Annotated in this window: 13 protein-coding genes; 7 read left to right on the top strand and 6 right to left on the bottom strand. The window is 65.1% G+C overall.

What is annotated here, in order from left to right:
• Positions 1-38: 38 nt before the first annotated feature.
• Together HND55_14205 and HND55_14200 are read right to left on the bottom strand one after the other, a co-directional pair.
• The gene (locus tag HND55_14205; protein QKK03713.1) at positions 39-1,661 is read right to left on the bottom strand and encodes a choline dehydrogenase; all 1,623 of its coding nucleotides are present in this window, start codon (positions 1,659-1,661) and stop codon (positions 39-41) included.
• A gap of 93 nt (positions 1,662-1,754) precedes the next feature.
• Complete coding sequence (locus HND55_14200) at positions 1,755-2,930, bottom strand: SAM-dependent methyltransferase (GenBank protein QKK03712.1); 1,176 nt, start codon at positions 2,928-2,930, stop codon at positions 1,755-1,757.
• Here HND55_14200 and HND55_14195 point away from each other — a divergent pair.
• Positions 2,891-3,679 (top strand): pteridine reductase, encoded by a 789-nt coding sequence (locus HND55_14195; protein QKK03711.1) that lies wholly within the window; start codon positions 2,891-2,893, stop codon positions 3,677-3,679. The genes HND55_14200 and HND55_14195 overlap by 40 nt on opposite strands.
• A 264-nt stretch (positions 3,680-3,943) precedes the next feature.
• Here HND55_14195 and folK read toward each other — a convergent pair whose 3' ends face one another.
• Genes folK through tsaD form a run of 3 tightly spaced genes read right to left on the bottom strand, consistent with a single transcriptional unit; the run spans position 3,944 to position 5,826 of the window.
• Positions 3,944-4,432 carry a 2-amino-4-hydroxy-6-hydroxymethyldihydropteridine diphosphokinase gene (gene folK, locus HND55_14190; GenBank protein ID QKK03710.1) on the bottom strand — a complete coding sequence of 163 codons (489 nt, stop codon included), beginning with the start codon at positions 4,430-4,432 and terminating at the stop codon, positions 3,944-3,946.
• Positions 4,429-4,785 carry a dihydroneopterin aldolase gene (folB, locus tag HND55_14185; GenBank protein QKK03709.1) on the bottom strand — a complete coding sequence of 119 codons (357 nt, stop codon included), beginning with the start codon at positions 4,783-4,785 and terminating at the stop codon, positions 4,429-4,431. The genes folK and folB overlap by 4 nt, the downstream gene beginning before the upstream one ends.
• A 39-nt stretch (positions 4,786-4,824) precedes the next feature.
• Entirely contained in the window at positions 4,825-5,826 is a 1,002-nt protein-coding gene (tsaD, locus tag HND55_14180; protein ID QKK03708.1) for a tRNA (adenosine(37)-N6)-threonylcarbamoyltransferase complex transferase subunit TsaD, read from the bottom strand.
• A 60-nt stretch (positions 5,827-5,886) separates the two neighbouring features.
• Between tsaD and rpsU the strand changes: the two genes are divergently transcribed.
• From rpsU to HND55_14150, 6 genes are all read left to right on the top strand, one after another.
• A complete protein-coding gene (gene rpsU, locus HND55_14175) occupies positions 5,887-6,102 on the top strand; it encodes a 30S ribosomal protein S21 (GenBank protein QKK03707.1) in 216 nt (71 codons plus the stop codon).
• Between the two features lie 66 nt (positions 6,103-6,168).
• A complete protein-coding gene (locus HND55_14170) occupies positions 6,169-6,615 on the top strand; it encodes a GatB/YqeY domain-containing protein (GenBank protein QKK03706.1) in 447 nt (148 codons plus the stop codon).
• Positions 6,616-6,639: 24 nt separating this feature from the next.
• A complete protein-coding gene (locus HND55_14165; GenBank protein ID QKK03705.1) occupies positions 6,640-8,376 on the top strand; it encodes a DNA primase in 1,737 nt (578 codons plus the stop codon).
• Positions 8,377-8,386: 10 nt separating this feature from the next.
• Positions 8,387-10,252 (top strand): RNA polymerase sigma factor RpoD, encoded by a 1,866-nt coding sequence (gene rpoD, locus HND55_14160; protein QKK04125.1) that lies wholly within the window; start codon positions 8,387-8,389, stop codon positions 10,250-10,252.
• A gap of 212 nt (positions 10,253-10,464) precedes the next feature.
• Positions 10,465-11,058, top strand: coding sequence for a polymer-forming cytoskeletal protein (locus HND55_14155; GenBank protein QKK03704.1), 594 nt, complete (start codon positions 10,465-10,467; stop codon positions 11,056-11,058).
• A 45-nt stretch (positions 11,059-11,103) separates the two neighbouring features.
• Positions 11,104-11,697, top strand: a complete 594-nt coding sequence (locus HND55_14150; GenBank protein ID QKK03703.1) for a class I SAM-dependent methyltransferase — start codon at positions 11,104-11,106, stop codon at positions 11,695-11,697.
• 106 nt (positions 11,698-11,803) lie between these two features.
• Here HND55_14150 and ubiM read toward each other — a convergent pair whose 3' ends face one another.
• On the bottom strand, positions 11,804-13,003 hold the full coding sequence (ubiM, locus tag HND55_14145) for a 5-demethoxyubiquinol-8 5-hydroxylase UbiM (GenBank protein QKK03702.1): 1,200 nt from the start codon (positions 13,001-13,003) through the stop codon (positions 11,804-11,806).
• Positions 13,004-13,042: the final 39 nt, after the last annotated feature.

Genomic DNA, 13,042 nt, shown 5'->3' with positions numbered 1-13,042 from the left:
GTTGTTCACGCACCAGCCTGGCCGGAGCGCCGTATCGATCAGGCCGCGGCGGCCTCGCGCCGCTTTCTGACAACGGATCCGGTACCACCTCGAATCAGGTCGGCTGCCTTCTCGGCAATCATGATCACCGGGGCGTTGGTGTTGCCGCCAACCAGTGTTGGCATGACCGAGGCGTCGACTACGCGCAGCCCCTGCAGTCCGCGCACTCGTAGCTGCGGGTCGACCACCGAGTGCGGATCGCTGCCCATGCGGCAGGTGCCGACCGGGTGATAGATGGTTTCGGCCTTATTGCGGACAAAGTCAATCAGGCCATCGCGATCCCTGATTTCGTCGCCGGGGAAGATCTCGTGACCGCGAAACGGCTTGAAGGCCGGCTGAGCCAGCACCTCGCGTGACAGTCGCACGCATTCAAGCATCATCTCGAGATCTTCCGGAGCGCTGAGATAACCTGCGTGAATGGCCGGGGGCCGGCGTGGATCGTCGCTGACGATGCGAATGCGTCCGCGGCTTTGCGGACGCAGCGGACAGGCATGGACGGTGTACCCGTCGCCCGGCAGGCGGTTGCGGCCGTGGTCGTCGAGCAGGGCCGGCACGAAATGCATCTGGATATCGGGGCGATCATCACGACCGCGACCGCTGACCAGAAAGCCGCCGGCCTCGGCGATGTTCGAGGTGCCTTCCCCTTCATGGTGAAGGAAATAGCGCAGGCCGACCATCAGCTCGTTGAGCTGGTCGTAGGTGACCGGCTGAGAGCATCTCGTCAGGGTGCAGACGTCGAGATGATCCTGCAGGTTGGCGCCGACCTGGGGCAGCTCGTGGGCTACCCGAATGCCGGCGGTCTCGAGTACGTCTGCCGGACCGATGCCCGAGAGCATCATGATCTGCGGCGAGTTGATCGAGCCGGCGCTGAGCAGAACCTCGCGTTGGGCAGCGGCACGGCGGACCAGACCGCGGTGCCTGAACCGGACGCCTGCGACCCGCGCCCCCGAAACCTCCAGCGCCAGGGTCAGGGCACCGGTCAGCACGGTCAGGTTGCTGCGTCCGCGTATCGGATGCAGGTAGGCGACTGCCGAACTGCAGCGGCGCCCGTCGCGCTGCGTGACCTGGTATCGCCCGAAGCCGCGCTGGGCCGGGCCGTTGAAATCGCGGTTGCGCGCGTAGCCGGCCTGTTCGGCGGCCTGGATGAACACGTCGCTTAGGGGATTGACATAGCCCAGATCCTGCACGCTCAGCGGTCCGCCCACGCCATGCAGTGCCGATGGGCCGCGCCCCTGATCCTCGGCGCGCTTGAAGTAGGGCAGCACCTCGTCCCAGGACCAGCCCTCAGCACCGCCGGCGGCCCAGTCGTCGTAGTCGCTGCGATGGCCACGCGCGTAGCACATCGCGTTGATCGAACTCGACCCGCCCAGCACCCGGCCGCGCGGCCAGTACACGCGCCGGTTGTTCAGGCCGGGCTCGGGCTCGGTTTCGTAGTTCCAGTTGAGCGATTTGAACGCGATCAGCTTCGACAGACCAGCCGGCATGTGAATGAACGGATTCCAGTCACGCGGTCCGGCCTCGAGCAGCAACACCTGCACATCCGGATCCTCGCTGAGGCGGTTGGCCAGTACACATCCAGCCGAGCCGGCGCCGATGATGATGTAATCGTAGGTCTTGGGCATGATGCGTACCGAGTTTATCTCAGTCTCGATGGTAGGCGAGGCGTTTAGAGTAAGGGGTCTAGAAAAGGCGCCTCACGCCCCGCGCCTTCGCCCTCAAAGCCTGTGCAGCTGGCTCATCATCTCGAAACCCTCAAGGGGCTGGTCGAGATCGCGCGTCAGCCCGAGAACCTTGAATTTTTCGCCCATTTCCGCGGGCAGCGTCAGACGCTTGAGTTCGCCGGCAAGCTTCAGGCGTTCACGTTCGTTGCCGGCCAGGGCCAACGCGTCGGCTGCGCCAAGACCGAGCAGGAAACCCGCCTGACTGGTGAATCCGGAGACCTCGAGTCCGGCCCCGGCGCCAGCCTCGGCGGCGGCGGTGAAATCGACAAATGCCGATATATCGGTCAGGCCCGGCCAGGCAAAGGGCTCGAAGTGGGCGCGATGGCGATAGTGGCAGACCAGGGTACCGTCGCTGCGCTGCGGGTGATAGTACTCGTCACGCGGATAGCCGTAGTCGATCAGTAGCACGAGCCCGCGCGCAAGCGGCGCGGTGACCGTTTCGATCAGACCCGCCAGATTCAGGCTCAGCTCGCTGGTATAGCCGGTCGGCAGTCGGCGGCCCAGTTTCCCGGCGAGCCGTTCGATAGCTTGTTCAAGGCGTCTGCGCGGCGGTCGGGGCTGCCAGACCAGGCGGTGGCCGTTATAGGCGACGCAGTGCTCGACCCAGCCCTGATCGGTGAGCGCAAAGCGTGCGACCGGCAGGGCATCGAGCACCTCGTTGGCCACCATCACGCCCGAAAACGGGTCGGCCGGCGGCGCATCAAGCCATTCGACCCGACCCTGCAGCGGGGTGGGCAGGGCAGCGAGAGTTTTGGCCTGGACCTGGCGCAGAACGGCGCTGGGCTCGACGATCAGGTACTGCGCTGGCGGCTGCTGCAGCCGTTCGAGCAGGTCGCGCGACAGCGCACCCGAGCCGGCCCCGAGCTCGAGCACCGACCAGCCGTCGCCAAGGGCGCCGGCCACGGCATCGATCTGCCGGGCCAGCGAGGCGGCAAACAGCGTACCCTGCTCGGGAGCGGTGACGAAATCCCCACCCGGGCCGAACTTGTGCAGGCCGTTGACGTAGTAGCCCAGACCCGGCTCATAGAGCGCCATCGACATGTAGCGGTCGAACGGCATCGGACCCGTCGTTTCGATTTCATCGATGATCCTGGTGCACAATTGATGACTGAGCTCGGCCAGTTCGGCCGGTGGCTCGGGCAGGTCCAGCGCAGGAGTCAGAGATGGCATCGGATCATCAGCAAGACGGAAACCGCGTAGCGATTGTAACCGGCGGTGCGCGACGCATTGGCGCGGCCATCGTCGAGGCGCTGCACCATCGTGGTCTGGATATCGTGCTGCATTACCGCGGCTCCCGGCGCGAAGCCGAGGCGCTGGCCGTCGCGCTCGACCGCCGGCGGCCGGGGTCGGTGCTGGTCGTGCAGGCGGATCTGGCCGATCCGGATGCGCCGGTTGCGATTGCCGAAGCCAGCCGGGCACGCTTTGGCCGGATCGATGTGCTGGTCAACAACGCCTCGACCTTTTTTCCCACGCCGGTCAGGGAGGCCACCGCAGACCACTGGAACGAGCTGATGATCAGCAACCTGCGTGCCCCGTTCTTTCTTTCCGCAGCCTGCGCGCCGTGTCTGCGCGAGGCCCGCGGGGCCATCGTCAACCTGGTCGATATCCACGGTCTCGTGCCGCTGGCTCGTCACCCGATATACAGCCAGGCCAAGGCCGGCCTGATCATGCAGACGCGCTCGCTGGCGCGTGAGCTGGCCCCGCGCGTACGCGTCAACGGTGTTGCGCCCGGCGCCATTCTGTGGCCCGAGAGCGGGCAGGCGGAAGAGGCCGGTGCGGCCATTCTCGAACGCGTGCCGCTCAGGCGCCAGGGGCAGCCGGAGGATATTGCCGGGGCGGTGACCTTTCTGGCCCTGGATGCGCCCTACGTGACTGGCCAGATCCTGGCCGTCGACGGCGGTCGCCTGCTGAATATGTGAGGCCGTCGGTCGGCGAGGCGACGCCGACCTGCGCCGCGATGTCGGCGCTCGGCCGCGTAGGTCGCGGTCGCATCCGCGACGGCTCGGTTGGTGTGCCGCCGCGCGTTCCGCTTCCGAACCTCGTCCGTCGGGGACGCGGCCCCGACCTACATCCTGGGGGTCGGATTCGTGAGTCGTCCGTCGGGGACGCGGCCCCGACCTGCATCCTGGCGGGGCCGGATTCGCAGGTCGCGGTCGCATCCGCGACGGAGTGATACCGGCGCCTCAGTCGGGCAAATCCTCAACCCGCACCAGGGACCGGTCGCCGTCGAATTCATCCCAGTGCTCGGCAAACGTCTTGCCGGTTTCCGGATGCTTCAGATCGGGTGCAAGGTCGGCCAGCGGCCTGAGGACGTGGGCATACTTGAGAATCTCGCCGCGCGGCAGGGTCAGGCCGTCGAACTCGCCGACCTTGTCTCCGTGGAGCAGGATATCGATATCCAGGGTTCGGTCGGAGAACTTGGGCTGACTGCGGTCGCGGCCGTAGGCATCTTCAAGCGCGCTCAGCCAGTCCTTCAGCTCGCTGGGCGACAGGTCGGTATCGATGCGCGCGGCGCAGTTGAGGAAGTCGTTGCCGGAAAACCCCACTGCCGACGAACGGTACACGGGCGAAAAAACGGCGTCGGAAAAAGTGCGATCCAGCACCCGGATACCGGCGCGGATATTGGACTTGGCGTCCTGGTTGGAACCCAGGCCCAGATAGGCTGTGGTCATGGCCGACGCCCCCGTTCGATCTGAATGCCGACCGACCTTGAGCCGCGGACCGCGCCGGGTTTTTCGAGCCGCAAGCGCAGCCAGTCGACCGGAAATTCGCGCAGCACGATTTCGGCACAGCGTTCGGCCAGAGTTTCGACCAGCTCGAAGCGGCTGTCGCGAACGAAGGCGATCAGGCGCTTGGACACCGCCTTGTAGTCGAGCGCATCGTCGATCCGGTCAGATGCCGCGGCCCCGCGGATATCGGCACTCATCTCGAGGTTGAGCTTGACGGTCTGGCGAATCTTGCGCTCCCAGTCATAGATGCCGATGACGGTGTCGATTTCCAGATCGCTGATGAAGACGATATCCATGGCCTTGCCTTGCCGGCTTATGCGGCGGGTTCCAGACAGTCAGTCATCCAGGCGGGCCAGTGATTCGATCGGCCAGCGTGGGCGTACCTCGATCAGGCCATCGGTACTGCCTTCACAGCGGCGATACCAGCCGGCATGCGCGATCATCGCGCCGTTGTCGGTGCACAGGTGCATTGGCGGATAGAATACCTGCTTCGGCAGTGCCTGCTCCAGGGCTTTGCGCAGGTGGCGGTTGGCGCTGACGCCGCCGGCGACGACCAGCTGCTTCATGCGGGTCTGTGCAAGCGCTCGCCGGCACTTGATGACCAGGGTCTCGACCACTGCCTGCTGAAATCCGGCGGCAACGTCGGCGTAGTCGTCCCGATTGAGCCGGGCGACCAGGGTGCGGGTGTGCGTCTTGAGCCCTGAAAAGCTGAAGTCCAGGCCGGGTCGATTGACCATCGGACGCGGAAACTCGAACCGGTCAGAGTCGCCCTGTTCGGCAAGGGCGGCGATTTCCGGCCCACCGGGATAGCCCAGGCCGAGCAGGCGGGCTGTCTTGTCGAAAGCCTCACCGGCCGCGTCATCGAGTGTTTCTCCAAGCAGGCGGTATCGGCCCGGTCCCTCGACGGCCACCAGCATGGTGTGGCCGCCGGAGACCAGCAGGGCGACGAACGGAAACCTCGGGCCGGGACTGGCCAGCAGGGGCGAGAGCAGGTGGCCTTCCATATGATGTACGGCGATGGCCGGTCGCTTCAGCGCAGCGGCCAGGCCAACCGCGGTAGCGGCGCCGACCAACAGGGCGCCGGCCAGTCCGGGTCCGGCCGTGTAGGCGATCGCATCGATGGATTCACTCGGCTGTCCGCTGCGGTCGAGCAGTTCGCGCAGCATGCCGGGCAGCTTGCGGATGTGGTCGCGTGAGGCCAGTTCGGGCACCACGCCGCCGTATGCGGCATGGTCGGCCTGGGTGTAGACGAGTTCGCCGACGATGCCGTGATCGGGGCTGAACAGCGCCACCCCGGTGTCGTCGCAGGACGTTTCGATGCCGATTATGTTTTGCATGCTGCCCAATTCGCGGTTTATAATGGCCGACTTTCCACAAACTTCTGGATAGCGATTTTAATGCCCAGCGTCAAGGTCAAGGAAAACGAGCCGTTTGAATACGCTCTGCGTCGTTTCAAGCGCTCCTGCGAAAAGGCCGGTGTGGTGGCCGAGAGCCGCCGCCGGGAGTACTACGAGAAGCCGACCCAGGAGCGCAAGCGCAAGAAGGCGGCGGCCGTCAAGCGGCATCTGCGCAAGCTCTCGCGCGAACGGGTCAACCGCAGGCGATTGTACTAGAATCGCACCGGTCGCCGTGTCGAGGCTGTCCCTCCGGCCCGCAGCGACCGCCCCCGCTCCCCGCCGATGAGTCTCAAATCCCGCATTTCCGACGACGTCAAGCAGGCCATGCGTGCCGGCGACAAGGCGCGCGTGAAGACCTTGCGCATGGCCACCGCGGCCATCAAGCAGCGCGAGGTCGACGAGCGCGTCGAGCTTGATGACGCGCAGGTACTGGCGGTTGTCGAGAAAATGATCAAACAGCGCCGCGAGTCCGCGCAGCAGTACCGTGCCGGCAACCGCCCGGAGCTGGCAGAGATCGAGGAAGCGGAGATTGACCTGCTCAAAGCCTATCTGCCCGAACAGCTCACGGATGAAGCACTCGATGAACTCCTCACCCGTGCCATCGAACAGACCGGCGCCAGCGACATGAGCAGCATGGGTCAGGTCATGGGCCTGCTCAAGTCCAAGGTACAGGGCCGGGCCGATATGGGCAGGGTGTCGGCCATGGTGCGGCAACGTCTGGCCGGATGAGCCGCGGGCCGCTAGAATGAGCTGGTGGCCGGCCGCATCCCCGAATCATTCATTGAAACCCTCCTGGAGCGTGTCGATATCGTCGAGGTGATTGCCGCGCGCGTTGACCTCAAGCCCGCCGGCCGCGGCGAGCACAAGGCGCTGTGCCCGTTTCACGACGAAAAGACACCCTCGTTCACGGTGAGCGCCGAAAAGCAGTTCTACCATTGCTTCGGATGCGGCGCCCACGGCACCGCGATCGGTTTCATCATGCACTATGACGGGCTGGAGTTCCCGGCCGCAGTCGAGGATCTGGCGCACGCGGCCGGCCTGGGCGTGCCGCGCGAGGCCGGGTCGGAGCCGGTCAGGACCAACGACCGTCTCTACCAGGCGCTGGCGCAGGCCCAGACCTGGTTTCGTCGCCAGCTCGGCAGCAGCGAAACGGCTCGGAGCTACCTCAAGTCGCGCGGGTTCGACAAGGCCACGGTCGATGAATTTGGCATTGGCTATGCGCCGGATGCCTGGCAGGCCCTCGCCGATTTCTTGTTCAGCGATGGATTCCGGCCGCAGGAACTGGAAGACGCCGGGCTGGTCACCCGCCGCGACGGCCGCGTGACCGACCGGTTCCGCGGCCGGGTGATGTTCCCAATCCATGACCGGCGCGGCCGGGTGATCGCGTTCGGTGGACGGGCGCTGAGCGACCGCGGACCGAAATACCTGAACTCGCCTGAAACGCCCGTTTTTCACAAGGGTCGCGAACTCTACCGGCTGTTTCAGGTCCGTCGCGGCGGCCTGCCGGACCGGCTGCTGGTCGTGGAAGGCTACATGGATGCCGCCGCGCTCTACCAGTTTGGCTTCGACAACGCGGTGGCCACCCTCGGCACGTCCGTGACGGCCGAGCACATCGAGTTGCTGTTCCGGGCCACGCCGGTGGTCGTATTCTGTTTCGACGGCGATCGCGCCGGTCGCCAGGCTGCCTGGCGCGGGCTCGAGGCCGCCCTGCCGGTGCTGCGGGACAATCGGGAGGTCCGATTCCTGTTTCTGCCCGAGGGCGAGGACCCGGACTCCCTGATCCGCGAACAGGGGGCCGGCGCGTTCGGGCAACTGATGGATCAGGCCCGGCCACTGTCGAACTTTTTCTTCGATCACCTGTCTGCTCAGGTTGACGTATCCACGCTCGATGGCCGGGCGCGCCTGGTGGCACTGGCCCGACCGCTGCTTGAAAAGCTCCCCGAGGGGCCGTTTCGTGCGCTGATGCGCGACGAGCTGGCGCGCCGCAGCGGCCATTTCGGGGACATGCCGACGTCGGCAGCACAGGTGGGAGTCGTCCGTCGCGGCGCGGCCGAGGACGATCGGTCACTGACGCCGGTTCAGTACGCCGTGGCGCTGATCGTCCAGCGCCCGAGCCTGGCCGCCGGGGTCGATGTGGGCGGGCTGCAGGGGCCGGCGTCGATCAAGGGACTGGATTTCTTGCGTGAACTGATTGACTTTTGCCGTCAAAAGCCCCAATTTTCTACGGCTAAGCTGCTCGAGGCGTGGCGAGAGCGTCCCGAAGCGCCCTGGCTGGCCCGACTGGCCGCCCGCGATGTGATTGACGACCACGAAAAGATGCCCGATGCCTTGGCACGAACTGTGGTCAGAATCCGTCGTCAACAGATAAGGATGAGAGTCCGTGAACTTCAGCAGGCCCAACTCAACGCGGGCGGGCTGGACGAGGACCAAACCAGCGAACTGCGCCGGCTGCTGAGCCTGCGCCTGGATGAGCGACATCATGAGCACTGATACCGCAGCAATGGATAACGCACCCCGACCCTCGCAGCTCAAGCAGCTGATCCAGAAAGGACGTGAACAGGGCCAGTGGCTGACCTATGCCCAGGTCAATGACCATCTCCCCGGCGATATTGTCGATCCCGACCAGATCGAGGATATCGTCAACATGATCAACGATATGGGGATCAAGGTGTTCGAGGAAGAGCCTGACGATGCCGATGCGCTTATCCTCAATGATTCGGCCAGTACCGATACCGATGACGAAACCGCGCAGCAGGATGCCGAGGCCGCGCTGGCCGCAGTGGAAACCGAACTGGGTCGCACCACCGACCCGGTGCGCATGTACATGCGCGAAATGGGGTCGGTGTCCCTGCTGACCCGGGAAGACGAAATCGATATCGCCAAGCGAATTGAAGACGGACTCAACCAGGTCAACCAGGCGCTGGCGCGTTTCCCCGGCACGATCACAACCCTGCTCGAGGAAGTGGAATCCTGGAAGGAAGGCAACCTGCGCCTGAACGAACTGATCAGCGGCTTCATCAATCCGACGCTGCTCGCCGAGATGGATCTGATCTCGGAAGACGCGATGGAAGCAGCGGTTGCCGAGGAAGCGGAGTATTCCGAAGAGATTGACGAAGAAGACGAGGACAAGCCGGCGCCGACGGTCAGCACCTTGCCCGATCCGGAGCAGGTCACCCAGTTCTTCGACGAGATGGCCCGTCTGCACGAGCGCTTTCTCAAGCTATACGATCGCTATGGCCCGACCAGTCCGAAAGCGGCTGAAACCCGAGATTTGATCGCCGAGCAGTTCATGCGCCTGAAGCTGCCGCCGCGGCTGTTCGAGTACCTGATCGACCGAATGCGCTTCATCGTCTCGCGTACCCGCAACATCGAGCGGGCCATCATGATCATCTGCGTTGAGCGGGCCGGTATGCCGCGCAAGGAGTTCCTGGTCAGCTTCCGGGACAACGCCAGCGATCCGGAGTGGCTTGAGGGTCTGGTCAGGCGCCGCACAACATGGGCACGCGCGCTGGCCGATCACGCCGAAGAACTGGCCGAACTTCAGGGCAAACTGGCGCGCTTCGAACGTGACCAGCGCATCTCGATTGCTGAGCTGCTAGAGCTCAATCGCTCGATGTCGATCGGTGAGGCCAAGGCCCGGCGCGCCAAGAAGGAAATGGTCGAGGCCAATCTGCGCCTGGTCATTTCGATTGCCAAGAAGTACACCAATCGGGGCCTGCAGTTCCTGGATCTGATCCAGGAAGGCAACATCGGCCTGATGAAGGCCGTCGACAAATTCGAATATCGCCGCGGCTACAAGTTCTCGACCTACGCGACCTGGTGGATTCGCCAGGCGATCACGCGTTCGATTGCCGACCAGGCGCGCACCATCCGCATTCCGGTGCATATGATCGAGACGATCAACAAGCTCAATCGCATCTCCCGCCAGATGCTTCAGGAAATGGGTCGCGAGCCGACCCCGGAAGAACTGGCCAAGCGCATGGAAATGCCCGAAGACAAGGTGCGCAAGGTACTCAAGATTGCCAAGGAACCGATCTCGATGGAAACGCCGATCGGCGATGACGAGGATTCTCACCTGGGCGACTTCATCGAGGACGCCAACATCCTCTCGCCGGTCGATACGGCCACCACCACGGGCCTGACCGATACCGTGCAGAAGGTGCTCTCCGGCCTGACTCCGCGCGAGGCCAAGGTGCTGCGCATGCGCTTCGGTATCGACATGAACACCGATCACACTCTTGAGGAAGTCGGCAAGCAGTTCGACGTCACCCGGGAGCGCATTCGGCAGATCGAGGCCAAGGCGCTTAGAAAGCTGCGCCACCCGACCCGATCGGAACAGCTCAGGAGCTTCCTCGACCTCGAGTGAGGGCGGCCCCGGGCCGTGCCGCCGGGCTGTCGCAGTTTCAGCCTGGCGCAACCGGCGGCCGTGATGTGTCATACAGGTCGGTCGGGTTTATGAGATCCAGTTCACGGATTGGTCGGCGTTGCCTCGGCAATGATTCCAGGGCGCTTGACCCGCAGCAGCCGGGGGAGTAGTTTTGTGCGTTCAGACCCGCTCAAGCAACGGAATCAACCAGCATGTTCAACAAGCGCGACAACCCTCAAGGGACTGAGGCAGATGCACGGGAACGCCAGTCTGCCGCGGCCGTCGAGGCCCGGCGTTCGCCTCGTCCCGACAGCGGCAACCGACCCGGTTCGGCGGCCGTGATCGGACCGTCCATCAACGTCGACGGCAAGCTGCGCGGCGAAGAGGACCTGGTCATCGAAGGCAAGGTCAAGGGCACGATCGAGCTGAAGAAAAACAGCGTGACCATCGGCAGCCAGGGCAATGTCCAGGCCGATATCTACGCTCACACGATCTACGTCGACGGCACCATGGAAGGCAATCTCGTGGCTTCCGAGCAGGTGGTCATCCGCAAGCCGGCCCAGGTGCGCGGCTCGATCGTGGCCCCGCGCGTCAGTCTGGAAGACGGTGCCCGCTTCAACGGCTCGATCGACATGGATGCCGAAAGTGAAGTGCTCAGCAAGGCCTTTTCGGGCAAGTCACCGCATTCGACCACGGCAGGAGGCCGGTCTTCGACCGCGGACAAGCCATCGGGCGGACCGCAGCAGCCCGGAAAGGGACCGGACCCGGCACCGAACAAACCGGCTGCCCAGGGCATCAAGCACTAATCGTCAGCGCCTGCCGGCCCCGCAATGTCCGTGTCCAGTGCCGCAATGAGTTCGGAGCTTGAATCCGGGCCGCTCGAGCTGCGCGTCCCGCTGTTCGAATCGACCGTGGCCGCGTTTGAAGAGGACCGACGCTACGTCGTGGCCGATCTGGGCTGCGCCAGGGCCGGCACGGTGGATCTGTTCAGCCGCTTTCGCTGCCGCCTGCTGGTCATCGACCTGCCGGCGGCGCTGGAAAAGCGGCCGACCGACGGCGAGCCCGATTCGATGGCGGCCTGGCTGGATCGGCTGCTGGCGCCGATCGACGACGAGCCGCTGGATCTGATCTTGTGCTGGAACCTGCTCAATTATCTGTCACCTGACGAGATCAGAGCGCTGGCCGGCCGACTGGCCCGCTGTGCACGCCCGCGCGCCAGCCTGCACGCCCTGATCGAGTACTCGGCGCGCCACATGCCGAGTACGCCCTGGTCTTTTGCACCGCAGGGCCCTGGGCAATTGACTGTCGAGCCGATCTCCGGTCCGCAGTCTCCGGCCCCCCGCTACAGTCCCAAAGCGCTCGAGAAGCAGCTGCCGGGTTTTGGCTCGGAAAGCACCATGCTGCTAGGCAACGGTATGCAGGAATTCCTCTACCGCCGGCAGTAACCCGCGCCCATCGCCATGTGCTGCCAGCGGCTGTTGCCGGGGCCCGCACACGGAGCGTTCTGGCGCCCCCCCACAGTGCCGGATCCCGCGGCCTGGAAGGCCGTTTTCAGCGCCCGGCCAGCACCTGCAGCGGCCCGCTCCGGCCGGTCAGCTGGCCGGCGATGGCCCGCCGGAATGGCGCCACGCCAGCGGCCGTGCGCAGCGCCGCGCGGCGCAGGATTCGCGCCGGCAGCCGGTCGCTGGTATACAGACTCACAATCGTGTTCGTGGCCAGATACAGCGGCACGCTGTGAGCGCGCAGGCGAGCGGCATAGGCAGCCATGGCGCGGGGTGAGAGCGTCACGCCGGAACGCAGTCGTGACTTGGCGATTTCATCGGTCAGAATCCGGACACCGGTCAGCCCCAGGTTGAATCCGTGGGCGGTCACCGGGTGCATGCCAACGGCGGCATCACCCACGCACACCAGGCGCGGCGCGGTCAGCCGGTCCGGCATCACGCCAACCAGCGGGTAGGCATGACGCTTGCCGACCAGCTGCATCTGGCCGTGGCGGTGGCGGTAGAGCTCGGTGATTTCGCGATTGAAATCGGCTTCCTCGAGGCTCATCAATCGCTCGATGCGCTCGTGCGGCAGGGTGACCACGGTTGATGCCTGCTGGCCGTTGAGCGGCAGCAGGGCAAGGGTAAAGTCATGCCCGAACCACTCGCGTGCGATGTGCTCGTGCGGCTGCTCCAGCGTCATGCGCGTGACCAGCATCGATTTGCCGAAATCACGCATGTGCGCGCTGATCCCTGCCGCGCGGCGCGTCGCCGAGAAGCGACCGTCGGCGGCCACGACCACTCCGGCCTCCAGTTGCGTGCCGTCGGACAGCCTCAGCCGTCGGGCCTGGCCCTGGTCGGAGGTTGCCTCGACGCGCCGACCGGTCAGCCAGGTGAGGCCCTCGCATTCACGCGCGACCTGCCAGGCGGCTCTGCGGATCAGATGGTTGGAGACCAGCCAGCCGAGCTGTTCGGCCCGGCCGTCGCTGTGATCAATCCGCATCGGATGGGTGGAATTGCCGTCGGTAACCTCGGCGTCACGCAGCGCGCTGATCTGATCGGCATCGATGCGCGACCAAAGCCCGAGTCGGTCAAGCACGGTTTTGGAGGCATGCGTCAGGGCAATCTCGCGCCCGTCCCATTCGGGCTCGGCCAGAACGTCCTCGGTGGCCGGATCGATCACGGCCATCGATCGATCCGGCGCCGCCAGAGCCCGGGCCAGGCAAAGTCCCGCCGGCCCCGCACCGACGATGGCAATATCCACGTTCATCGCACACACCTCCGAATCGTGCCAGGACGCCATTATCGC

The sequence above is a fragment of the Pseudomonadota bacterium genome (assembly GCA_013285445.1).
Classification (GTDB): domain Bacteria; phylum Pseudomonadota; class Gammaproteobacteria; order Xanthomonadales; family Wenzhouxiangellaceae; genus Wenzhouxiangella.
The sequence above is the reverse complement of the archived record's forward strand: the minus strand, read 5'-3'. Positions and strand labels throughout refer to the sequence as shown.